This window comes from Terriglobia bacterium (assembly GCA_020072845.1).
Classification (GTDB): domain Bacteria; phylum Acidobacteriota; class Terriglobia; order Terriglobales; family Acidobacteriaceae; genus JAIQGF01.
Map to the genome: position 1 here is coordinate 26,101 of JAIQGF010000009.1, position 23,212 is coordinate 49,312.

Sequence of the window (23,212 nt, forward strand, 5' to 3'; positions counted from 1 at the left end):
GTGCCTCAAAAGCTGTAGAGCGCGAGGGTCGTAATGCGAGCGATTCTGGAGAAATCTTGGTCGAGGGTGAAAACGCTGGCCTTGTGTTCCAGAGCAATGGCCGCGATCACGGCATCAATTGTGGTCGGAGTAAAGCCTTTCGCGCGTGCTGCCCGGTAGATGGCCGCCGCCTCGCGGTAGGTTTCAAAGCCGCGGGGTTCGAGCATCTCCCAGTGCGCCAGATACTGCTCAATGCGGCTCGCGTCCCTGATGAGACCCTGCAACACTTCGGCAACGATGACTCCGGTAAGGGCGAAGGGCTCGGCCTCCTCGATCAAGCGGCGCAGCTCGGCGCCGGCGCGACCGGGAGAAGAACTGAAGAAATCGATCCAGACGGAGGTGTCCACCAGGATCAAACGCGGTTTCTCCGTGAGGCTTTGAGGTCGCCCTTCCAGATGCCGCTCCCGTAGAAGCGAAGAATGCCTTTGCGACTCTCGGAGCGAACGAGCAATTCCAGGGCTCTATCCACGATCTGCCGTTTCGTCCTGAGACGAGTCAGTTTGCGTGCCTTGCGGATCAAGCCCTCGTCGATGTCGATATTGGTTCTGCTCATAGACAAACAATACACCATTTCGCGAAAAAATTGTGTATCCCTGGCCATTCGTCGAACCAGCCAGGGGTGCCTTCGGGTGGCCGGACTGAAACCCGGGCTGAGCCTGCGGCGGCTAGCGCGCTGCCGCTTGCGTGACCGCCGGCTTGGCGTACTTGCCGCTCACGCCGTTCCAGCGGATGCTGAGCAACTCGCGGAACATCCGCGCGCCATCCACGACAGGATTGATCTTCGATTCTCCCACGTGCCCCCACTCCACCGGTACTTCGGCCACGCGCAGGCGATACAGCTTCGCTAGGAACAGCAATTCAGGGTCAAATCCCCAGCGCTCAATTTTCTGCGCCGAAAAGATCAGGCGGGCCGCCGGGCGCGTGAACGCCTTGAATCCGCATTGCGTGTCCCGGTAGTCCAGGCCGAGAACGACCCGGAGCAGCAGGTTGTAAATCCGGCCGTACAGTTGTCGCAGTAGGGATTGCCGCTGCGTCTGCACCTCGGAGTTGAGCCAGCGTGAGCCGATGGCCACTTCGGCGCCGTTTTCAATGGCGGCGAACAGTTTGGGCGCTTCTGAAATCGGGGAAGAAAGGTCGGCATCGCTGAACAGCAACACGTCGCCATGCGCGTTGAGCATCCCGTTGCGCACGCTGTACCCTTTGCCGCGATTGCCGGGGTTCTGCACCAGCCGCACGATCGCGTTGCGGCGAGTGTATTCGCGCACGATGTCGGCAGTACCATCCGTGGAACCATCATCGACCACGATGATTTCCGCCTTCCAGTGCTGCTGAGACACGTAGCTCAGCACTGTTTCGAGAGTCGGGGCCAGCCTCGCACTCTCGTTAAAGGCGGGAAAGATTAGGCTGTACGTTGCCATTTGGGGATATGTGTATCTTACCTTGGTCTGCCCCGTCGCGGCGATTGCCACCTTTGAGTGAGGCTGGCTGGGCCTCATCGGCATTATTCCCCGCAGACTACAAGGAAGACTCTGGGGACCCTGTGCAAGAGGTCAGGCGCGTTTCATGGCCTCGAGCACGCGTGCAGGAGTCATAGGCAACTGCAGCACCCGCGCACCCACGGCGTCAAAGATCGCGTTGGCGATGACGGCGCCCATGGTGATGATCGCCGGTTCTCCGCAGCCCTGCGGCGGCACCTCGGGATTCTCGACCAGGATGGTCTCGATCTGTGGCAGCCATGTAAAGCGCGGGATCTCGTAGGTGTCGAAATTGCGATCCAGTATCTTGCCGTCTTGGAACCGGACTTCCTCGGTGAGCGCGTAGCCCAGGCCCATGGTGATGCAGCCTTCCATTTGCTGGCGCGAGCCGTCGGGGTTGACGATCACACCTTCATCCTGGGCGCAAACCACGCGCTTCACCTGGACGCGCCCTGTGCTCTTGTTGACGTCCACCTGGGCCATGGTGGCGACATAGGATCCCGAGTCGATGCCGCAAGCCACCCCCACGCCGCGGCTGCTGGGCGTGCGCACCGCCTTCCAGTCGAACTGTTTTGCGGCTGCTTCCAGAACACGCCGCATGCGCTTGTCGGCGAGGTGGGTCCGGCGGAACTCCACCGGATCCATCCTGAGCTTCCAGGCCAGGATGTCGATCTGCGACTCCCGCGCAAACGTGTTGGTGTTGGCGGAAGGCGCGCGCCAGGGGCCAACCCCAAAGGGATGCATCTCCGCCGGATTGCCCCCCTGCCAACCACCGGCGGAAGTCGTCCGCTGGTGGGGGATCTCATAAAACTGGCGCGCTCCGCGGTCGCCGGCGGCCAAAACCTCGAACTGCCACAGAACCAATTTTCCAGCGCCATCGACACCGGAGCGGACCTTGACGACGGCCGCGGGCCGGAAGGTATCGTAGAAAAACTCCTCCGCACGCCCCCACACCACCTGCACGGGTTTCCCCACCAATTGAGCGAGGCGTGCCGCCTCCGCTGCCTGCCTCGCGGCAGACTTTCCACCAAAACCGCCGCCCAGGTACGGCGTGATGATCCGGACATTCTGCGGCGGGAAGCCGAGCGCCTGCGCGATCTGCTGTTTCAATGGGAAAGGCGTCTGCGTGCTAGCCCAGACTGTCGCTTTGCCGTTTTCGATCTGCGCCGTCGCGGAGTGGGTTTCCAACGCGGCATGGGCAACGTAGCTGTTCAGGTAGGTCTGCTCCACGAGCGTGGTGGCGGCTTTTTCGCCTTCCGCGAGGCTGCCGCTTTCGTGCACCACGCGGGGCTGCGGCGCATGCTGGAGCAGGTGTGCGAAGATCGTCTTTTCATCCGGGCCCGGGCGGGGCCGGTCGAAGCTTGCTTGGACGAGCGCAAGCGCCTTGTCAGCCACATCGCGACGTTCGTGCAACACGGCGATGAGGTCGTGGTCGCGGACTACGCGCACGCCGGGCAGCTTCTCCGCCGCCGTGGTGTCGGCATCCTTCATGGCCGAGCCATGCGCCGGGGGGCGCACCAGGCGCGCATGCAGCATGCCGGGTAGCGCGATGTCGCCGGCGTAGCGGGCCTTGCCGGTTACTTTTTCCAGCGTGTCTTTGCGCGCCGGCGATTGCCCGATCACCGTGGCCATGGTGGCCAACTTGATCGGCACTTTCTCGATGTGCCGCTCGATGCGCTGGCCCTTTACCAATTGGCCGTAGGAAATGTGCCTGCCTTGCTGCGGGTCGGTGACGATCCCGTCCTTGACCTGCAACCGCTCGACCGGCGCTTGCAGTTGCTCGGCCGCCATCTGTAGCAATACCGCTCGGGCTTCGGCGCCGGCAGCCCTCAGGACGGGCCCGAACTGCCGCACCGAAAGCGATCCGAAGGTGCCCATATCCCAGGGGCACTGGTCGGTGTCGCCCATGATCATGTCGACGGAGTCCAAGCGCACATCGAGTTCATCGGCCAGCAATTGCGCCAGAGAAGTCATGATCCCCTGGCCCATCTCGATCTTGCCCACCAGGCAAGTGACGCGCCCATCAGGAGCAATTCGAAGGTAGGCGTTGAAATCGGTCGGGTAGCCCGGGCGGACAGGCGCGCGCTGCGCTTCCTGCAGGGCAGAGAGGGGGTCGATCATGCAGAAGACAAACAACCCTGAACCGAGCGCGAGGAACTCGCGCCGGCTCAGGTCCGGAGGTTCGGCCGTCTCGACACCGGCCTGCAGATGACGATCGTCCTTCACGACGCGCCCCCTTTCATGGCGGCCGCGGCTTCCTGGATGGCATCCACAATGCGGGTGTACGCGCCGCAGCGGCAGAGGTTGTCGTCCATGCCCTGGAGAATTTCGGCGCGCGTGGGCCGCGCTGTACGCAGCAGCAGTGCATAGGCGTTTAGGACCATTCCCGGCGTGCAGTAACCGCACTGAAAGGCGTGATGCTTGGCGAATGCCGCTTGCAGGGGGTGCAGGGTGCCGCCGGCGCCGAGCCCTTCGATCGTCAGCAAGTGTTTGCCGGAAACGTCCTTCATGCGGACGGAGCAGGAACGTACCGCTTGCCTGTCCACGATGACGGTGCAGGCGCCGCAATGGGCCTCGCCGCACCCGAACTTCGTGCCCGTCAAGCCCAGGTCCTGGCGCAGAACCCAAAGCAGCACGCGGTCTTCGTCGACCTTGACCTGGGTCGGTGTTCCATTGAGAGTGAATGAGATGGTCCGCTGCATCAGGACCTCCGTCGGCGTATGCCGTTCCTACGCTCTTTACACGAACTCCGGGGCAAGAAGCTGTGACAGATGTGACCCGCGAATGTGACGTAGAGCCGCGGGCAGTCCCGTCGTATGAAGCTAACCAGGATTTTCTGGTTGAGTATGCGGTCGTTGGAATAATCCGCTAGAATTGCAGGGCGAAACCAACACTAATCAAAGGACCTATGACTGTCGCCTCCGCTGCGGTACGAATCCCGAGCGATTTCCGGTCCAGGATTGATGCCCGCACCGCTCGTATCGGAGTGATTGGTCTCGGCTACGTCGGCCTCCCCTTGGTGCTGCTCTTTTCCGGCGAAAAGTTCGCCATCACCGGTTTCGACGTGGACCAGCGGAAAGTTGACACGCTGAACAGCGGCGGGTCGTACATCGTCCGTATTGAGGCTTCGCAGATCCGGTCGGCCCGCGAACGCGGGTTCACCCCCACCACCGAATTTGCCCGCATTTCCGACATGGACGCGGTCATCATCTGCGTTCCCACCCCGCTGGACGAGTTCCGCCAGCCGGACATGAGCTACATCGTCAAGACCGCCGAGTCCATCGCGCCCTATCTCCACGCCGGCCAGCTCGTGATTCTCGAGAGCACCACCTATCCGGGCACGACGGAAGAGGTGCTGGTTCCCATCCTCGAGAAAGGAAACAAGAACGGCCTGAAAGCCGCGCGCAACGGCCAGTCCGCGGACAACGTCTTCTATGTCGCTTTCTCGCCCGAGCGCGAAGATCCGGGCCGAACCGACATCGAGCGCCATGACATTCCCAAGGTTGTCGGCGGGCTGGATGCGACCGCCGGTGAGCTGGCAGCGGCGGTGTACGGCGCCATCTTTCGCCGCACCGTCCGCGTCTCCACCCCCGCGGTGGCGGAAATGACCAAGCTGCTGGAGAACATCTATCGCTGCGTCAACATCGCCATGGTGAACGAACTCAAATTGCTTTGCCTGCGCATGGGTGTGGACATCTGGGAAGTGATCGAAGCCGCGAAAACCAAGCCCTTCGGATTCCAGGCGTTCTATCCCGGTCCGGGTCTCGGCGGCCACTGCATTCCCGTCGATCCCTACTATCTCTCGTGGAAGGCGAAGGAGTTCGATTTCCAGGCCCGTTTCATCGAACTCGCCGGCGATATCAATACCGCCATGCCGTACCACGTCGTCGCTTCCGTTTCCGGGGCCCTGAACCGCCACAAGAAGGCGCTGAACGGCGCCAAGGTCCTGGTGCTCGGGGTGGCTTACAAGAAGGACATTGACGACCTGCGCGAATCCCCGTCGCTCACCATCATCGAGCTATTGCAGCACGAGGGCGCCGCGGTGTCGTACAACGATCCGTACTTTGCCTTTGTCGGGAAGGGGCGCAAGTACGATTTGCAAATGAGGAGCACGCCGCTGGACAACCTCGGACAGTACGATTGCGTGCTCATCGTGACCGACCATTCCGCTTACGACTACGCCCGCATCGTGCGTGAGTCCAAGCTGGTGGTGGACAGCCGCAACGCCACCCGCGGCATCACTGCGCCCAACATCGTGCGCTGCTGATCTGACGCAAGAACATGCCTGTTTATCTGGTTACCGGAATCGCGGGCTTCATCGGATCTGCGCTCGCCCACGCATTGCTGGAGCGCGGCGAGCGCGTGCGCGGCATCGACAACTTCAGCACCGGCAAGTCGGCCAACGTTGCCGGCATCCGCTCGCGGATCGAGCTGATCGAGGCCGACCTCAACGATACCGCAGCCGCCGCCGAAGCCTGTCGCGGCGCCGACTACGTGCTGCACCAGGCGGCCATCCCTTCCGTTCCAAGGTCGGTGGTGAACCCGATGGAAAGCAACCGTGCCAACGTGGACGGCACCCTCAGCCTTCTCATTGCCGCGCGCGATGCCAAAGTCAAGCGCGTCGTCTACGCGTCGTCGTCGTCGCTGTACGGCGACACGCCCACTCTGCCGAAGCGCGAGGACATGCTCCCCAGCCCCATTTCGCCGTACGCCGTGTCCAAGCTGACCGGCGAGTACTACATGACTTCCTTTTACCGCGTGTACGGATTGGAGACGGTGTCGCTACGCTACTTCAATGTCTTCGGCCCGCGCCAGGATCCCACGTCGCAATATTCCGGCGTGCTGGCGAAATTCATTTCCTGCATGCTGCGGGGCGAGCAGCCCACCATTTTCGGCGATGGCGAGCAAAGCCGTGACTTCACCTTTGTCGATAATGTTGTGAATGCCAACCTGTGCGCCTGCACTGCACCAGCAGCGCAGGTGGCGGGACACGCGTTCAATGCGGCCACCGGGCGCCGCGTGACGCTCAACCAGACATATGCGGCGCTGCAGAAGTTGACCGGCTACAACGGCCCGCCGGAATATGGCCCTGAGCGCGCGGGCGACATCAAACACTCACTCGCCGACATCTCACGGATCGAAATGGTAATCGGGTACAAGCCCACGGTGATGTTCGAGGAGGGTCTGCGCCAAACCGTGGACTGGTATCGTACCCAGGCGGCCGCCGCAGAGTGATCGCCGGCTGCTGGCGCCATCAGCGCCTAGTTCCGACTGCAGCAGCCCGGTCACGGAAGTAATGCAACGTTCGCTCCAGCCCCTCCTGCAGCGAAATTTCCGGCTGCCAATTCAACAGGCGCTGTGCCTTGCTGATGTCAGGCCGCCGTTGCTTGGGATCATCCTCGGGCAGCGGCTCAAACACAATCGGTACATCGGATGCGGTCAGCGACTTGATGCGTTTCGCAAATTCCAGGATCGTAATCTCGTTCGGATTACCAATGTTGACCGGAAAATGTTCCTCCGATTGCATCAGCCGGTAGATGCCTTCGATCAGGTCCGACACGTAGCAGAAACTGCGCGTCTGCGACCCATCTCCATACACGGTGATCGGTTTGCCCGTCAGTGCCTGGTAAAGAAAGTTGGGCAGAGCGCGGCCGTCGTTCAGGCGCATGCGAGGACCGTAGGTATTGAAGATACGCACGATTCTGGTGTCCACGCCGCGGGCCCGGTGGAACGCCATGGTTAGCGCTTCGGAAAACCGTTTGGCCTCATCGTAAACGCTGCGCGGCCCAACCGGGTTCACGTGCCCCCAGTACGTCTCCGGCTGCGGACTGACTTCCGGATCTCCATAGCACTCCGAGGTGGATGCCAACAGGAACTTGGCGCGCTTCTCCTCCGCTAGCCGGAGCGCGTGGTACGTGCCGAAGGACCCGACCTGCAGCGTCTCGATGGGAAACCGGTGGTAATCCGGCGGGCTGGCGGGCGAGGCAAAATGCAGCACGTAATCCAGGCTGCCGGCATACGTGAGGTCTCGACTGACATCCGCCCGAACGTACTCAAATCGTGTATTGCCGAGCAGATGGCATAGGTTCGACTCGGTTCCGGTGACCTCATTGTCGATGCAGACCACATCCCAGTCGTGAGCTAACAGGTAGTCGCACAGGTGTGACCCGAGAAATCCCGCACCACCGGTGACCAATGCTCGCATAGGCTCTCTGGGTTGAATTATGGCGGCCGGTTCCGAGTGTAATGGGCGTCGCCACTCTTGGCAATTTTGCCGCACACCGATGAACGACCCCGGTGGTTGGTGCGGCAGCCCTGCAGTATCAGTTGGTCTGTCCTGAAAGCAGCCACGGCAAAGAAGTAACAACGTTACGGTCCAACGACTTACTCCGGTTTCGACATTTTTTCGCCACCTCCTCGCTCCACCTGCGTGCCCCGGCATAGTGACGTACCCGGCACTCTCGTGGTATACATACTTTTCGTCCTAAGTGCTCCTGGCCAGCTCTTTTCCTATGGGACCGCCAAGTGCTGGTGTCCGATAGTTGCGACCTGGCGGTGAGACCGGTTTGTGTGCGCGACTGAACTAGGGCAACAACCCCGATAGGAGCTGATCGGCTTTTCGGTTATTGTTGGGCCGAGTCATTTCGTAAGTGGTGGAGCGGAAGGTCCTCACGCCGTTGTTCTTGCACTCGTCGGCAGATGAGAAGCAGCCCCACTGATGGCCCACAATTTCTGCCCGTCTCCAGGGACACTCACGGCAGTATTTTTTTCTTATAAGTAGATGAAGTAGCTAGGTTTATTTCAATTAAGGCCCTGTAACTGACAGGGCGAAGCCATGTCATCGCCTGCCACTGTGATGAGCACATTGCTGTCCTCGCCGATGCTCACGCTGGCTCCCGCCGGGCTGGCAGAAGCGTCACCCGCTGAGTGGTACGCGCTCTACACTCGCTCTCGTCACGAGAAGCAAGTTGCCGCCAGGCTTCAGCAGCTCGACATTGAGTATTTCCTTCCGGTCTACTCCAGTGTTCGCCGCTGGAAAGACCGCCGGGTCAACCTCCAGCTCCCCTTGTTTCCCGGTTATATCTTCGTCCAGACCTCCTTCCAGCACCGCATCCAGGTGCTGAGTGTTCCCGGGGCGCTACGCTTCGTCGCCTTCAGCGGGCGTCCTGCCGCTCTTCCCGAATCCGACCTGCTGCGGTTGCGCATCGGTCTGGATCACGGAATTCGTGCCCAGCCTCATCCTTATCTGAAAGTCGGCCGGCGGGTCCGCGTCTGCAGTGGTCCCCTGGCCGGGACCGAAGGAATTCTGCTACGCAAGAAAAATCAGTTTCGGCTGATTGTGTCCATCGATCTCATCATGCGCTCGGTCGCGGTTGAAATCGACTCCGCCGACGTCGAGCCCGTGCGCTGAGGTTCCCAAGGTTTTCGTTTGATGCGGTTGAGTGAGAGGTCGTATGAGCAGTTTGATCCCCCAGAATGACCGGTCTTCGTGCAAAGTGGTCTGCGCGCTTGGCGCGCCTCATCCGGGCCGTTTCATGGGCAGTCTGATCCTGGTTGCTTTCCTGTTGACCGCCGCTTCGGTGGCCCAGGTCCCGCGGGATGACGTTCGCCCGCGTCGTGACCCGGACGAGCCGCAAGTCTCGGCCGCGCGCCGTGCCGCCGACGCTGCCGTCGCTTTGTCACCCGAAATTATTATTGACACCCTCCGCCGCGAGCCCGGCCTCTTGCTCCAATTGAAGAAAGTGTTGGTCGAAAAAGCCTATGAGCAGGGACGGCTGCTCGATCCCGAAGACTTGACCGACGACGTCCTTTTCCATCTGATCCGCGACGACCAGAAGATCCGCATCCTTGCCACCCGCGAGATGGAAACTCGCGGCTACATTCACGTCAAGCCGACGCTGCAGGAACAGAAAGAGCAACTCGAACTGGAACGCCGCTGGCGCCAGTTGGAAGGCACGCAAGGACGCGAACCGGCGCAACCGCAGCAGCCGGTGGGAACTGACCAGCGTCGTACCCTGAGCACCAGGCAGGAAGACGATTACTACGCCCGCCACGAACCCCTTCCTTACGTGCCGCCTTCGCAGGCGCGGCCCCGGCAGCAATCTCCGGACCAGCAGCCCGTCCCCGATTACGACCAGTCCCAGCCCCAGCAACAGCGTCGTCAGAATCGCGCCTCGCTCAACGCCGAACCGCCGGCTGATACCGACGTTCCGCAAATGGCGCGCGTCCGCCCCGATGATTTGTCCGGCATTCTTCCTGAGCAATCCGTCGAGACGCCGACCCTTGCGGCTGACCGTGGGCGGCTGCGCCCGAGGCCGGAGCAGTCCGACATACCGCCGGGCAGCCTGCCTCCCGCGGGTTCGTATGGCTCACAAGTCGAGGAATCTTCGCGGCCGCGGACCTCGGAGACCGCCGCCTTGAACCGGAGCGCCCTTGGCCCCTGGATGCCGGAGCGCGAGCCCAGGTACGAGCAACCGCCGATCCGGCGTCGCCCGAACCCCTATGCCGACGTTCCCTCGCTCTACGATGTTTATGCGCAGGTGGCGCGGCATGCGCCGGTGCTGGACCGCTTTGGCAGCGACATTTTCGTCAATGGCACCGGGAACACCGACGAACTTCCCATGGACTTGCCGGCCGGTCCCGATTACGTGCTCGGTCCGGGCGATGGCCTTACCATCAATCTGTGGGGCGGAATCTCCCAGCGGCTGCAGCGCACGGTGGATCGCGAGGGCCGGGTGGCGCTTCCCGAGGTTGGTACCGTGCTCGTCGCGGGGCGAAACCTGGGGGATGTCCAACGCCAGATTCAGACCGTGCTGCGCACCCAGTTTCGCGACGTGCAGGCCGATGTCTCACTGGGAAGGCTGCGCACCATCCGGGTGTATGTGGTTGGGGACGTTCACCGTCCCGGCGCCTACGACATCCGTTCGCTTTCCACCCCGCTCAACGCCCTGTATGGGGCTGGCGGGCCTACCTCGCGTGGCTCGCTGCGCACGCTGAAGCATTACCGCGGCAAGCAACTGGTCCAGGACGTCGATCTTTACGACCTGATCCTCCACGGGGTGCGCTCGGACGTGCTCGGTCTGCAGCCGGGTGACACCATCCTGGTGCCGCCGATCGGCCCCCAAGTGACCGTGGAAGGCATGGTGCGCCGTCCCGCCATTTACGAACTGCGTGGGCCCGACGCCAGCCTGGCGGAAGCGCTGGAATTGGCGGGCGGCGTGCTCTCCACCGGCACCCTGCGCCACGTCGCCGTCGAGCGCGTGCTCGCTCACCAGCAGCGCACCATGCTCGACCTCGACATTCCCGAGACCAACAACCAGGAGGCGGTCACCACGGCGCTGGAAAACTTCAAGATCCAGGACGGCGACAAGATCCGCATCTCCCCGATTTTGCCTTACAGCAACCGGACCGTGTACCTCGACGGGCACGTGTTCCACCCCGGCAAGTACCCGTGGCAAGAGGGCATGAAGTTGACGGATCTGGTGAAATCGTATTCCGACCTCCTGCCCGAGCCCTCCAAGCGCCATGCCGAGATCATTCGCCTCAACCCGCCCGACTTCACTCCCACCGTGCTTGCCTTCAACCTGGCGGACGCGCTGTCGGGCAAAGGCGACGTGCCGGTGCTAAAGCCTTTTGACACGGTTCGCATCTTCGGACGCTACGACTTTGAGGATCCCCCGCAGATTACGGTTTCCGGAGAAGTTCGCGACCCCGGCGATCGCCTAACCAATGGAGTCACGCACGTGCGCGATGCCGTGTATTTGGCAGGCGGCGTGACCCCCGACGCAAAGCTTGACGACGCCGAGATCCTGCGCAAGGACGGCAACACGCTTCAGGTCATTAGCGTGAATCTGGCCAAGGCGCTGGCTGGCGACGACGTCCATAACGTTCTCTTGCGGCCCAAGGATCGCCTCATCATCAACCGTGACCTCGCCAAGCTGGACCCCCCCCGCGTCACGATTGAGGGCGAAGTGGCTAAGCCCGGCAAGTATCCGCTCGGCGACAACATGACTGCCGCCGATCTGGTGCGCATAGCCGGAGGGCTGAAGCGCGGTGCATATAGCAAGTCGGCCGATCTTACGCGCTACATCCTGCAGAATGGCGCCAAGGTGATCGCAGAACACGAAGAGGTCGCCATTGGCAAGGCCCTCTCCGGCGACGCCGACACTGACATGCGCCTGCGCGATGGCGACGTGCTTACCATAGGCCAGCTTGCCGGCTGGTCCGATGTCGGGGCCACGATTGCGGTCAAGGGCGAGGTCGTTCACCCCGGGTCCTACGGCATCCAGGCTGGCGAGCGCCTCAGCTCGATCCTCGAACGAGCGGGCGGCTTCCGCGCTGGGGCGTATCCCTATGGCGCAATCCTTCTGCGTAGCCAGGTCCGCGAGCTTGAGGAGCAAAGCCAATCCGAAATCATTCGCCGCGTCGAGGGTCAGAAGGGCAGTCTGATGCTGATTCAGGACACTGACCCACAGCAAAAGCAGGCCAAGGAAGCTGTCCTCCAACAATGGGAGGTTACGCTGGAAAAGCTGCGCAGCTATCCGCCCCAGGGACGCCTGGTGGTTCACATCGGCTCCAGTATCGAGCACTGGAAGAATACCGCCGGCGATGTGGAAGTCCGCGCCGGCGATGTGCTCATCATCCCCAAACGTCCCAACTACGTTACTGTCTCCGGCCAGGTATTCAATCCCACCGCGCTGACTTACAGGCCGGGGAAGAGTGCGCGCTGGTATCTGGGCCAGGCTGGCGGACCGACAACCCTGGCCAACAAGAAGGCGATTTTTGTTATCCGTGCGGACGGCTCTGTGGTGGGCAGCTCCGGCGGCGGATTCTGGCAGGGAAGTCCCCTCTCTACGACTTTGCAGCCGGGCGATACGGTTGTCGTCCCCGAGCGCGCGATTGGAGGGCCGAGGAATTGGCAGGGCATCTTGCAAACTGCTCAAGTACTGTCTTCGATCGCTGTGACTTCCCTCGTGGTTTCCACCAGTTTCTAACTGCGAACTGGCTTGCCTAGACTCAGGGACGGTGCAGGGTGATTGAATCTCTGAAGCCTGTTGTCGCAAAACTCGTCATCGGGTTACTGCTTGGTGGCGCCGCATGGGCGCAGTCCCCTCCCGGCAATAGCGACTCCACTGCGCCAGTATGTACCGATCTGTCGGGCAAGATTCCACTACCCTGTCCCGGACAAAAGAACCCCGCGCCGGCCCGGCCTGCTAAAGCACCCGCACCGGCGCCGGCCCCAGCGTCTGATGTGCAAGGGATGTCGGCACCGGCTGCCCAGGCGAGTCAGCGTGACGCATCTGCCGCAACTGGGCTGCATCCGATTTCGGCTACCACACCCCCGCCGGTAAAGGTAGAACCGCCTCATGCGGAGCCGCCGCCGTCCGCGAGCAGTTCCGCGTCTGCCGCGCTCGTACCGACGCAGGGCTGCACGGATCTGTCCGGCAGGCATGCGGTGCCCTGTCCAGCCAAGACTTATGCCGTGGTTGCGACGGAGGCGACTCGCGGTCCGGATGCGGGTCCCGGTGCGACTCCTTCCGGTGCAGCTTCCTCGGCTGCCGTTGAACCGAAACCGGATTCGCCACCGGCCGGCCCCAGTGGTCATTCGCCCGAGCGGGCGTTGGTCCGCAACCTCGTCCAGGACCAGAAGGACATCTGGACCAGTCCCCTGCGCTTGCGTCTCAACGACGTCCAGTGGCTCGTTCCTCTCCTGGCAGCGGGAACCGTAGCCGCTCTCAGCGATACTGATATCCAGCGCCATCTGCCCACCAGCGCCACGCTGCAGTCGCGCAGCAAAAGTTATTCCACTTACGGTGCGGTTGCGTTCGCGGGCGCCACCGGCGCCGCCTGGCTCTGGGGACGCTCCACTCACAACGACCATTTGCGGGAGACCGGCATTCTGAGCGGCGAAGCCGCCCTGGATAGCTTCGCGCTGACCTATGCGATCAAGAGCGTCACCCAGCGCGACCGGCCGTATCAGGGCAGCGGGCACGGTACTTTCTTTTCCAACGGCGACTCCTTCCCCTCCGAACACGCCGCCGCTGCCTGGTCGATGGCCACGGTAATCGCGCACGAATATCCCGGGCCCTTCACCCAGCTGTTGGCTTACGGCGGCGCTGCCGCGGTGAGCGCCCTGCGGGTCACCGCCCGCCAGCACTTCACTTCCGATGCCCTGGTCGGAAGCGCGCTCGGATATTTCGTCGGCCGTCACGTCTACAATGCACACCACGACCGTGAGGACCTGGCCAGGTATGGCACGTTTGAACGTTTGCCCACGGCCGAAACGCCGCGCTCGCCCGAGAATATGGGTTCCGCGTTCGTGCCGCTCGATAGCTGGGTCTACGATGCCTTCGATCGCCTGGCTGCGCTCGGTTACATCCACACTGCGTTTACTGGCCTGCGGCCGTGGACCAGGCTGGAATGCCTGCGCCTGGTAGACGAGGCCGCACCCGCGCTACAGGAGTCAACCGGCGACAACGACGCAGTCCTTCGGCTGTTCCGCAGCTTGCAGGCCGAGTTTGCTCTCGATGCCGAAAGCGTTGCCGGCGGACGCAACCTCAGTGCTGAACTCGAGTCCCTCTACACGCGCTTCACCGGCATTTCCGGCAAGCCGCTCAACGACGGCTACCACTTCGGGCAAACCCTCATCAACGACTACGGCCGGCCCTACCAGCAGGGCTTCAACATGGTGTCGGGATTTTCTGCCCGCGCCGAGGCCGGCCCGCTCGCCTTCTACGTCCGTGGCGAATACCAGCACGCCCCGGCAGGTCCCGCCTATCCGTTGAACGTGCGTACGCTCATCAGCACGGTTGACTGGAATCCTGTGCTGCCCGCCACTCCGGTAGCGGGCCACGATGACTTCCGTTTGCTCGACACTTATGTCGCCTTAAACATCAAGAACAATGAATTCTCCTTCGGCCGGCAGAGCGTGTGGTGGGGTCCCGGCCAGGGCGGTGCGTTGATGTTCTCGGACAACGCTGAGCCCTTCTACATGCTCCGCTGGAACCACGTGAGCCCTTCAGCGCTGCCCTCGTTCCTGCACCTGCTCGGCCCCATGCGGACAGATATGTTCGTGGGAAAACTTGAGGGCCATCACTTCCCGGCAGATCCATTTATTTCAGCCCAGAAGGTCAGCTTCAAGCCGACCGAGAATCTTGAGTTGGGCTTTTCGAAGCTGTCCATTTTCGCCGGCGGAGGCCGCACGCTGACTTGGTACAATTTCTACAAGTCAAGCTTCAGCATAAACGACACTACTTCACTAACGCTTCAGCAGTATCTCGCAAACAAGTACGACGTCGGGGATCACCGCGGTGGCTTCGATTTCTCGTACCGCCTTCCCGGGTTGCGCAATTGGCTGACCCTCTACAGTGACTCCCTCGTGGACGATGATCCTTCCCCCTTGGCAGCGCCGCGCCGGGCTGCGATCAACCCCGGCATCTACCTGTCGCACGTGCCGGGCCTCCCAAGACTCGATTTCCGCGCCGAGGCAGTCAACACCGATCCGCCCACCGGCCGCAGTTTGGGCGGAAATTTCATTTACTGGGAAAACGTTTATCACGACTCCCATACCAACGCCGGCAATCTCATGGGAGACTGGATCGGGAGGGAAGGCAAGGGTCTGCAGCTCTGGTCCACGTATTGGCTCTCCGGCGTCAGCACGGTCCGTGTTGGCTACCGCAATGCTCACATCGCTCACGACTTTATTCCCGGAGGCGGCAGTCTGAACGATTTCTCCGCCAGAACCGACCTTCGCCTCCGCCGCGATCTGTTCTTGACAGGCTGGATGCAATACGAACGCTGGAACCTGCCGCTGCTCGCCGTCACCCCACAGACGAACTTTTCGGCATCCTTTCAGTTGACGTTCCGTCCCGGCTGGCGGCTGGAAAAGAAACACTGAACATAAATGTCTTTAACCGAGGTGGCGCCGCTTTGAAACAAAGAGCCTTGATCACCGGCATTACCGGCCAGGATGGCTCCTACCTGGCGGAATTTCTGCTCGCAAAGAACTACCAGGTATTCGGTCTGGTGCGGCGAAGCAGTACCATCAATTTCGAACGAATCGCGCACCTGCAGGATCGCGTGACTCTCCTCCCCGGCGATCTCCTGGATCCCAGCTCGCTGGTCAGTGCCATGCAGCAGGCGGAGCCTGACGAGGTGTACAACCTTGCCGCGCAGTCTTTTGTGCCGACTTCCTGGAATCAGCCGGTGTTGACCGGCGAATTTACCGCGCTCGGTGTCACCCGCATGTTGGAAGCGATTCGCATCGTGAATCCGAAGATTCGCTTTTACCAGGGTTCTTCCAGCGAAATGTTCGGCATGGTCCAGGAATCGCCGCAGAACGAAACGACCCGTTTTTACCCGCGCAGTCCTTACGGTGTCGCCAAGTTATACGGCCACTGGATGACCATCAACTGCCGCGAAAGTTATGGCATGTTTTGCTCGTCGGGCATCTTGTTCAATCACGAGTCGCCTCGCCGCGGCATCGAATTTGTGACCCGCAGGGTCAGCTACGGGGTGGCCCGAATCAAGCTTGGGCTCGAGGACAAATTGAAGATCGGCAACCTGGACGCGGAACGCGACTGGGGATTTGCCGGCGATTATGTGCGTGCGATGTGGTTGATGCTGCAGCACAACCACCCCGATGACTTTGTTATTGCCACCGGGGTTACCCATTCCGTGCGCCAGTTGGTGGAACTGGCTTTCACCCACGCCGGTCTCGATTATCGGGACCATATCGAAGTCGATCCTGCGCTCCTCCGCCCGGCGGAGGTACATCATTTGCGAGGAGATTGTGCGAAAGCCCGCCGCGAACTCGGTTGGATTCCAGTGGTCAGTTTCGAGCAACTGGTCGCAATGATGGTTGACAGCGATCTGGAGCTGGTCAGCGCGACCGCCGGCAAGGTGGCCACGACTGCGGCGGCGCGGTGATCGGCATCGCGGGCCTAATCGTCCCTTCTGAGTCATGCGAGCTCTAATCACCGGGGGAACCGGGTTTGCCGGCGGGTACCTGAGCGAGTTTCTCCTGGCTCAGGGATGGAGTGTCACGGCAGTTTCCAACATTCGAGATTCCGCCGGTCCTCCCGGCGTGAATGTCGTCACGGCTGACGTTTCCAATGCCGAGGCAATCGCGCGTGTTATCCATGAGGTGCAGCCCGATCACGTTTATCACTTGGCGGCCATCTCTTCGGTCCCGGATTCGTGGCGCGACCCGCAACTCACCTTGACGGTGAACGTCTGGGGCACGTACAACGTGTTTCGGGCATGCGAGCATCTGGCTCAGCCGGTTCGCATTCTTTACGTAAGCACCGCCCACGTTTACAGCACCGGCTGCCCGACTCCCATCCGCGAGGACTGGCCGGTCCGCCCCGCCACGCCCTATGCCTCCAGCAAAGCGATGGGAGAAATCGCTGCGCTTCAGTTTGTCGCACACGGAAGCCACATTGTGATTGCCCGGCCGTTCAATCACTCCGGTCCAAGGCAGACCCCTGACTTTGTGCTGCCGGCGTTGACCAGGCAGGTCGCCGAAATTCAGGCGGGTCTGCGCCCGCCGGTGGTCGAAGCCGGCGACCTCAATGTACGCCGTGATTTGCTGGACGTCCGCGACGCCGTGCGCGCGTATTATTGTCTGCTGGCCGACGGTGTGCCCGGTGAGGCCTATAACGTCTGTTCCGGCTTCCCCTGCCTTCTTACTGACGTGGTGGATGCTCTGAAGAACATGGCCGGCGTTAATTTCGACCTTGCGTTGAAGCAGGGTCTCGGCCACTCAGGCCAGCCATCGACGGTCGTGGGTGATTTTGCAAAAATACAGAAACAGACCCGCTGGTGCCCCACGATTCCGTTGGAACGAACGCTGCGGGATCTGCTTGAATACTGGCGAACACAACCTCGCCGTTCCGTCGGCAGTTCGGCCGTCTCTTGTTCGTGATCTACTGAGAGCAAGTAGGGAATTCCAGCAACCGTAGATTGATGTAACCATGGATTACGACAGCGCGACCGATCAGCACGAAACGCTGGAAGACCGGATTCCTGATTCGGTCATTCTGCCCGCCCCGGCGCCGCGTGGCCGGCTTGCCTTTACCAGGCTGCTTTGGGAGCGGCGGGCTCTTCTATGGCGCCTTACGTGGCGTACGGCTGTCGCCGCCACGATTGTGGCCTTTCTCCTGCCAAAAACATGGACATCCGTTGTCCGTCTCATGCCTCCTGACCAGGCGCCCGGTGGCTTGTCGGCCTTGGCCTCGCTCTCCTCGTTCACGTCGCGAGTCGGGGATTCTGTGCCAGGTCTTGCTTCTCCCGGCGGGCTGGCGAGCGATCTGTTGGGGGGCAAGAATAATGGCGCATTGTTTGTCGGTGTGCTTCGCAGTCGCACCGTGCAGGATCGGCTGATCAATCGTTTTGACCTTCGCCGCGTCTACTTCGTCAAAACCTACGAAAGCGCTCGCAAGATCCTCTCCGAACGTAGCGATATTGTGGAGGACCGGCGGAGCGGCATTATCACGGTTTCGGTGCGTGATCGGGACCCAAATCGGGCGCGCGATCTCGCCAGCGCCTACATCAATGAGCTGGACCGCCTGATGGCCGAGGTCAGCACTTCCTCGGCGCGCCGCGAACGCATATTCCTGGAGCAGCGCCTGGTTGCCGTCAAGGCCGATCTCGACCTCGCTTCCAAGCAGTTGAGCGAATTCTCCAGCAAGAATGCCACGTTGGACGTTTCGGTTCAGGGCAAGGCCATGCTGGAAGCCGCCGCCACATTGCAGGGGCAGTTGATCGCGGCTGAGTCCGAGCTCCGCGGCTTGGAAGCAATTTATACCGAGAACAATGTGCGAGTGCGTTCCTTGCGTGCCCGCATTAAGGAACTCCAGAGTCAATTGGATAAGCTCGGCGGCAGCAGTACCAGGCCTGACATGACGGGCGGCAACGAGCCACCCTATCCCTCGATCCGTCAGCTGCCGGTGCTCGGTCTTACCTACGCCGACCTTTATCGCAGGACTAGGATTCAAGAGGTGGTCTACGAGACACTGATCCGGCAATACGAGCTTGCCAAGGTACAGGAGGCGAAGGAAATTCCGACCGTCAAGGTCCTGGATGCGCCTCTAGTTCCGGAGAAGAAGACTTCGCCCCAGCGGCTGCAGATCATCTTTGCGGCCTCCGCACTCGCTTTTCTGTTCGGCGTCGCCTGGCTGGGCGGCCGGATGAAGTGGGAGGCCCTCGATCCTGCGGATCCTCGCAAGCTTTTGGCCGAGGAAATGTTCGGAACCGTGCAAGCGAGTCTCTCCGGCCGGCGACAGCAACTCCTGGAATCGAGTTCTGTCGGGAAATGGTGGAGGCAGCGTCGCCTGACCTCCGGCCACCCTTCCGAGGAGCCCTGAACCTCGGCTCGCGGCCTGCACCCCCGCTTCCTAAGAATCCCAGATCATTGTTTCCCGGGCAGCTAAGCGCCGTTGCCGTTGCGTCTCGTCGAGGAAGTGACACCTAAGGTCAAGCAAACGATCCGTTCCTTGCTGCGCCTCAGTATGGGTGAGGCAGGTTCCCGCGTTGCTTCATTCATTCTTTACGCTTACATCTCGCGCCGTCTTGGCGTCGAAGTCCTCGGCATCGTGGCCCTGGCACAGACGGTCGCCTCGTACGTGACCTTAAGTACCGACCAGGGGCTGCGGCTAATCGGTGCTCGCCTCGTAGCGAGGGATGCCGGTTCGGCACGCATAGTGGCGCGGCAGCTTGTGCCCAAGCGGCTGCTGCTCGCGGCATTTTCGATCGCTGCTGGCACGCTTTATGCGCTTTTCGGGCCTTTGCCCGTGCCGGCGCGCCCCTACGTGCTCTGTTTCGTTCTGGCAGTACTGCCCTACGCGTTTTCCCTGGACTGGCTGGCGTGGGGACTCAATCATTTGGGCTGGCTCGGTGGGTGGCGATCGGGCATCAGCTTGGCTTTCGCCCTGGGCGCCGTCGCCGGTATTCACTTTACCGGCAACGTATTTTCTTCCATTACCTTGGCCAATGCGCTGAGCGCCGTGCTGGGTGCAGCCTTCCTCTGGCCGGTGTGGCGCTTCTTCTGGGGTGACGCAAGTCGGCCCGCGCAGCCGCGATCCGCAAAATTGGACTCCGAGATTCTCAGCGAGCTGAGATGGGCCCCAATCATGACTCTGGGCATGGCGAGCATTCTGAACCTGATGTTCAAGAATTTCGACACCGTCATGTTAGGCGCGCTTTCCACGACTGCGGAGGTCGGCCGTTATAGTGCCGCGACCAAGGTTTTGTTTTTCGTTTTTAGCGGCTATTACCTGCTGATGCAGACCTTGTATCCGCAGTTGTCGCGTGTGGCAGATGACAGAATGCGATTTCTCGTCAAGCGCGCGCTGGTCAGTGTTGCCGCGATTGGCTTCGTGGTTGCCATTTTGACGGCAGCGCTCGCCCCCGTCATCCTGCGCATCATTTATGGTTCCGACCTGGGTTCAACCCGGTTATTGCGCATCTTGGCCATTTCCGTACCTTTCGATTTTTGTGTTTCGCTGCTGGGTACGGTGTTTGTGAGCCGTGGTTTTGACAAGCTGGTCCTCGCGACCGCCGGAATCTCTGCTGTCGGCAATATCCTCATGAACTGGTTCTTGATCCCGCGCATGCAAGCGGAGGGCGCCGCTTGGGCCACACTCGGCTCCTATGTCTTGTTCTTAGCCATATTCTTGGTGTTTTTGTTCCGTCTGCCAAAGCTGGAACACCTCAAGGCGCGGGGGAACGAGACTGAATCACTGGCGGTCGTGCCCTAAGCAATTCCGCCTACTGCAGATCGCACCCGGAAATTGATGACAATCACCAGCCTCGTACCGCGCTCGATCCGCCGATTGCCCTTGCTACGCCGGCTCTATTTCAATCTGTTCACGATGCGCTATGTTCGCGCCCTGCTATTCCCGCGCCCCAGCTACGCGCAAGCAGGCGAGGACACCAGGATTCGCGAACTGTTGAAGGATGTTCGTTTCTTCATCGATATCGGCAGCTATGACGGCATCACCGATTCCAACACGTTTTTGTTTGCCCTTCGTGGAGCCCACGGTATCTGCTTTGAACCCGTACGGGAGACCTTCATCAAATTGTCGGCGCTGTACCGTTTTAATCGGCGTGTCGAATGCAGGTGTTGCGGCATCTCGGATATCAAACGGCAGGGAACCATCTACCCCATGCAGGGTCTTTCCTGCATCCCTGAAACCGAAGATCCCGACCACAGCGTATGCCATCCCGTCCTCGCCCAACGCACCCGGTGTGAGCCAATCCAGTTGGTGACTTTTGCCGACGCCGTTGCCGGCCTCGACCTCCCTGACCCCATTGATTTGCTCAGCCTCGATGTCGAGGGCCACGAACTTAACGTCTTGCGCTCCATTCCATTCGAGCAGTTCCGGTTCCGCATGATTGTCGTCGAGACCCATCTTCGGCAACCGCTTACGAGTGGATTTCTGTGGCGGCATCGCGACCTGGATGCAATCAATGCCTTACTGAGGACTTGCGGCTATTACCCCGTTTCAGAGAGCTGGGCAAATACGCTTTATGCGCCTCGGTCAGAACCCGCTGACGTCGCTCGGGAGGAAACAGGTGCTGCCAACCACGCGCAGGAACACCCATTCGCCGAACCGCGAATGACAGTGCTTGACCCTCATAATGATTGTTGCGTTTGACGCCCGTTCGCTCGGTCCGGAAACGCGGCACTGGGGCGTCGGAGTAGTGATTGACAATATCCTCTCCCGGCTCAACGCCCGGTTCTCATTTGTCGGCATCACGCACCGGTTCCAGGGCGCGGCCGCGCAAGGTCTACGGACTTGGCCGAGGTTGCCCAAGACGAACGCTCTGTTTTTCGAAGCGAGCACGATCTTGGCCGGTACCTTTGATCTGTACTGGGGCACCAACCATTTCGTCCCGGCCTCCTGCCATAGACCGGCCGTAGTGACCGTCCACGACCTTTTGCTGCTGAAGTATCCGCATGAGCAACCCCATTCAGGAATGTTGGCGCGCCGCTTGGCGTCCTCGGTTAACAGGGCTCGCCGCGTCTTGGCAGACTCTCGCACCACGGCCGATGACTTGATCGAGGCGTTCCCGGAGGTCAGGAGCAAGGTGCAGGTCGCCACGCTGGGATTTGAAAGCTGCGAAGCGGTGGTTCCCGGCGGCGACTCACAAGCCGATCCCTACGTCATCATGCTGGGCGCGCATCATCCTCGAAAGAACCTTGCCTTCGCAGCACAGGTGATGCAAAAGCTGCAGGAAGCCGGCTTGCGCGTGCCCCTGAGGCTGACCGGAGACGTGCACCCCTGCTTTGCCGAAATCCTGCGCTCGCATGGCGCTTGCATCCAGGCGACGGGAGTGTTGCCCAAGCAACAGGTGTTCACCCTTTTGCGCCATGCGCGAGCCATGATGTTTCCGTCTCGTTATGAGGGTTTCGGATTTCCGGTCTTGGAAGCCATGGCGGCCGGCTGCCCCGTTCTCGCGCTGGATACCCCGATTAACCGGGAGACCGGCGGAGATGCAGCCTGGTTCTTGCCGGACGATGCCCAAGCATGGGCCAGCGCAATCCAGGAGTTGCTGCGTTCAACCTGGCTCGCGAGCGACCTGTCGGGCAAGGGTGCGGAAAACGTGAAGCGATTTTCCTGGGATCACACCGCACAAATTTATGCCGACGCGTTCGCCGGGTTGTGCGGTTAATACGCCTTTTCCGAGTTAGGCCGTCGCCGGATTTCTCATGATTCACACTGCTCCCGGCCAGTCCGCAATTGGCGTCGACATCAAGGGCATTCCCCTATGCTGCCCTCGTTGCAGGAATGTGCTTGCCGCCAATTATGCATGCGCCTCCTGTGGCATCACGTTCCCAGCGGCGGGCAACCGCCCGATCTTGATTAACGAGACCAACAGTGTATTCCGCATTCCAGAAATTGAGAGCTTCAGCTTCATGGGCATGCACCAAAGGCCCTCGATTTTTGTCAGGCTGCTTCCTAGTCCGGATTGCAATGTCGCTGCCGACCGCAACTACCGCCGACTGGCTCAGCAACTTCTGCCCGGCGCTCGCATCCTCGTGCTGGGAGCGGCCAACGGTGGGTTGGGAACCGAGACAATCTATCATTCCAATTTCACGGTCATTAATTCCGATGTCTGGCCCGGCGCCGTTGTCGACATCATCCTCGACGCGCACGACATCCCTTTTCCCAGCGAGTCCTTTGACTGCGTGGTCGCGCAAGCGGTGCTCGAACACGTGGCGGATCCGTTCCGCTGCGTCGCCGAGATTCACCGCGTATTGAAGCCGGACGGCATCGTCTATGCGGAGACGCCGTTCATGCAACAGGTCCACGGCGCGGAATACGACTTCTGCCGCTTCACACACCTGGGTCACCGGCGCCTGTTTCGCTGGTTTTCCGTTATTGACAGCGGCATCGTTGCCGGACCTGGCATGTCGCTGGCGTGGGCTTGGGAGTATTTCTGGATGAGCTTTGTCAACCGGCGCGGGCTCATGCGCAAGCTGTTGCGCGCCATGTCGCGCCTCACTGCTTTCTGGATGCCTTGGTGCGATGCATTTCTCAGCACTCGATTGGGCGCGTACGATGCTGCGTCGGGCTTTTACTTCATGGGTCGCAAGGCGCCACAGCCAATCAGTGACCGCGATCTGCTGGCCGAATTTCGCGGGGTGCGCTAATGCAGGCACTCCCCCTCGCTCCGACCGCATGCGGTGAACC

Annotated in this window: 18 protein-coding genes; 12 read left to right on the forward strand and 6 right to left on the reverse strand. The window is 61.1% G+C overall.

What is annotated here, in order from left to right; all coding sequences use genetic code 11:
- Positions 1–5 precede the first annotated feature (5 nt).
- From LAN70_09240 to LAN70_09260, 5 genes are all read right to left on the reverse strand, one after another.
- Complete coding sequence (locus LAN70_09240) at positions 6–395, reverse strand: PIN domain nuclease (GenBank protein MBZ5511338.1); 390 nt, start codon at positions 393–395, stop codon at positions 6–8.
- Positions 392–592 carry a type II toxin-antitoxin system VapB family antitoxin gene (locus tag LAN70_09245; GenBank protein MBZ5511339.1) on the reverse strand — a complete coding sequence of 67 codons (201 nt, stop codon included), beginning with the start codon at positions 590–592 and terminating at the stop codon, positions 392–394. The genes LAN70_09240 and LAN70_09245 overlap by 4 nt, the downstream gene beginning before the upstream one ends.
- Positions 593–704: 112 nt before the next feature.
- Positions 705–1,457 (reverse strand): glycosyltransferase family 2 protein, encoded by a 753-nt coding sequence (locus LAN70_09250; protein ID MBZ5511340.1) that lies wholly within the window; start codon positions 1,455–1,457, stop codon positions 705–707.
- Between the two features lie 132 nt (positions 1,458–1,589).
- A complete protein-coding gene (locus LAN70_09255; GenBank protein MBZ5511341.1) occupies positions 1,590–3,740 on the reverse strand; it encodes a molybdopterin-dependent oxidoreductase in 2,151 nt (716 codons plus the stop codon).
- A complete protein-coding gene (locus LAN70_09260) occupies positions 3,737–4,216 on the reverse strand; it encodes a (2Fe-2S)-binding protein (GenBank protein ID MBZ5511342.1) in 480 nt (159 codons plus the stop codon). Before LAN70_09260 ends, LAN70_09255 begins: the two co-directional genes overlap by 4 nt.
- Positions 4,217–4,422: 206 nt before the next feature.
- On the opposite strand from LAN70_09260, the gene LAN70_09265 reads away from it, so the two are divergent.
- Entirely contained in the window at positions 4,423–5,781 is a 1,359-nt protein-coding gene (locus LAN70_09265; protein ID MBZ5511343.1) for a nucleotide sugar dehydrogenase, read from the forward strand.
- Between the two features lie 14 nt (positions 5,782–5,795).
- Positions 5,796–6,749: an SDR family oxidoreductase gene (locus LAN70_09270; protein ID MBZ5511344.1), complete on the forward strand. Its 954-nt coding sequence runs from the start codon at positions 5,796–5,798 to the stop codon at positions 6,747–6,749.
- 19 nt (positions 6,750–6,768) lie between these two features.
- Here LAN70_09270 and LAN70_09275 read toward each other — a convergent pair whose 3' ends face one another.
- Positions 6,769–7,719 carry an SDR family oxidoreductase gene (locus tag LAN70_09275; protein ID MBZ5511345.1) on the reverse strand — a complete coding sequence of 317 codons (951 nt, stop codon included), beginning with the start codon at positions 7,717–7,719 and terminating at the stop codon, positions 6,769–6,771.
- A gap of 630 nt (positions 7,720–8,349) precedes the next feature.
- Here LAN70_09275 and LAN70_09280 point away from each other — a divergent pair.
- From LAN70_09280 to LAN70_09325, 10 genes are all read left to right on the forward strand, one after another.
- Entirely contained in the window at positions 8,350–8,925 is a 576-nt protein-coding gene (locus tag LAN70_09280) for a UpxY family transcription antiterminator (protein ID MBZ5511346.1), read from the forward strand.
- Between the two features lie 124 nt (positions 8,926–9,049).
- A complete protein-coding gene (locus LAN70_09285) occupies positions 9,050–12,508 on the forward strand; it encodes an SLBB domain-containing protein (protein MBZ5511347.1) in 3,459 nt (1,152 codons plus the stop codon).
- Between the two features lie 266 nt (positions 12,509–12,774).
- The gene (locus tag LAN70_09290; protein MBZ5511348.1) at positions 12,775–15,411 is read left to right on the forward strand and encodes a phosphatase PAP2 family protein; all 2,637 of its coding nucleotides are present in this window, start codon (positions 12,775–12,777) and stop codon (positions 15,409–15,411) included.
- A gap of 32 nt (positions 15,412–15,443) precedes the next feature.
- A complete protein-coding gene (gene gmd / locus LAN70_09295) occupies positions 15,444–16,442 on the forward strand; it encodes a GDP-mannose 4,6-dehydratase (protein ID MBZ5511349.1) in 999 nt (332 codons plus the stop codon).
- A gap of 34 nt (positions 16,443–16,476) precedes the next feature.
- Positions 16,477–17,439 carry a GDP-mannose 4,6-dehydratase gene (locus LAN70_09300; protein MBZ5511350.1) on the forward strand — a complete coding sequence of 321 codons (963 nt, stop codon included), beginning with the start codon at positions 16,477–16,479 and terminating at the stop codon, positions 17,437–17,439.
- A gap of 49 nt (positions 17,440–17,488) precedes the next feature.
- On the forward strand, positions 17,489–18,880 hold the full coding sequence (locus LAN70_09305; protein MBZ5511351.1) for a lipopolysaccharide biosynthesis protein: 1,392 nt from the start codon (positions 17,489–17,491) through the stop codon (positions 18,878–18,880).
- 72 nt (positions 18,881–18,952) lie between these two features.
- Positions 18,953–20,272: a polysaccharide biosynthesis C-terminal domain-containing protein gene (locus LAN70_09310; protein MBZ5511352.1), complete on the forward strand. Its 1,320-nt coding sequence runs from the start codon at positions 18,953–18,955 to the stop codon at positions 20,270–20,272.
- Between the two features lie 36 nt (positions 20,273–20,308).
- Complete coding sequence (locus LAN70_09315; protein MBZ5511353.1) at positions 20,309–21,172, forward strand: FkbM family methyltransferase; 864 nt, start codon at positions 20,309–20,311, stop codon at positions 21,170–21,172.
- Positions 21,156–22,190 carry a glycosyltransferase family 4 protein gene (locus LAN70_09320; protein MBZ5511354.1) on the forward strand — a complete coding sequence of 345 codons (1,035 nt, stop codon included), beginning with the start codon at positions 21,156–21,158 and terminating at the stop codon, positions 22,188–22,190. The genes LAN70_09315 and LAN70_09320 overlap by 17 nt, the downstream gene beginning before the upstream one ends.
- A 118-nt stretch (positions 22,191–22,308) precedes the next feature.
- Complete coding sequence (locus tag LAN70_09325; protein MBZ5511355.1) at positions 22,309–23,172, forward strand: class I SAM-dependent methyltransferase; 864 nt, start codon at positions 22,309–22,311, stop codon at positions 23,170–23,172.
- Positions 23,173–23,212 lie beyond the last annotated feature (40 nt).

Excerpts from the sequence above, each read along its gene's own strand:
- LAN70_09280 (MBZ5511346.1), top strand. The coding sequence starts at position 8,350 with ATGTCATCGCCTGCCACTGTGATGAGCACATTGCTGTCCTCGCCGATG.
- LAN70_09275 (MBZ5511345.1), bottom strand. The coding sequence starts at position 7,719 with ATGCGAGCATTGGTCACCGGTGGTGCGGGATTTCTCGGGTCACACCTG.
- LAN70_09260 (MBZ5511342.1), bottom strand. The coding sequence starts at position 4,216 with ATGCAGCGGACCATCTCATTCACTCTCAATGGAACACCGACCCAGGTC.
- LAN70_09250 (MBZ5511340.1), bottom strand. The coding sequence starts at position 1,457 with ATGGCAACGTACAGCCTAATCTTTCCCGCCTTTAACGAGAGTGCGAGG.
- LAN70_09320 (MBZ5511354.1), top strand. The coding sequence starts at position 21,156 with ATGATTGTTGCGTTTGACGCCCGTTCGCTCGGTCCGGAAACGCGGCAC.
- LAN70_09285 (MBZ5511347.1), top strand. The coding sequence starts at position 9,050 with ATGGGCAGTCTGATCCTGGTTGCTTTCCTGTTGACCGCCGCTTCGGTG.
- LAN70_09265 (MBZ5511343.1), top strand. The coding sequence starts at position 4,423 with ATGACTGTCGCCTCCGCTGCGGTACGAATCCCGAGCGATTTCCGGTCC.
- LAN70_09245 (MBZ5511339.1), bottom strand. The coding sequence starts at position 592 with ATGAGCAGAACCAATATCGACATCGACGAGGGCTTGATCCGCAAGGCA.
- LAN70_09315 (MBZ5511353.1), top strand. The coding sequence starts at position 20,309 with ATGACAATCACCAGCCTCGTACCGCGCTCGATCCGCCGATTGCCCTTG.
- LAN70_09270 (MBZ5511344.1), top strand. The coding sequence starts at position 5,796 with ATGCCTGTTTATCTGGTTACCGGAATCGCGGGCTTCATCGGATCTGCG.
- LAN70_09300 (MBZ5511350.1), top strand. The coding sequence starts at position 16,477 with ATGCGAGCTCTAATCACCGGGGGAACCGGGTTTGCCGGCGGGTACCTG.
- LAN70_09290 (MBZ5511348.1), top strand. The coding sequence starts at position 12,775 with ATGTCGGCACCGGCTGCCCAGGCGAGTCAGCGTGACGCATCTGCCGCA.
- LAN70_09305 (MBZ5511351.1), top strand. The coding sequence starts at position 17,489 with ATGGATTACGACAGCGCGACCGATCAGCACGAAACGCTGGAAGACCGG.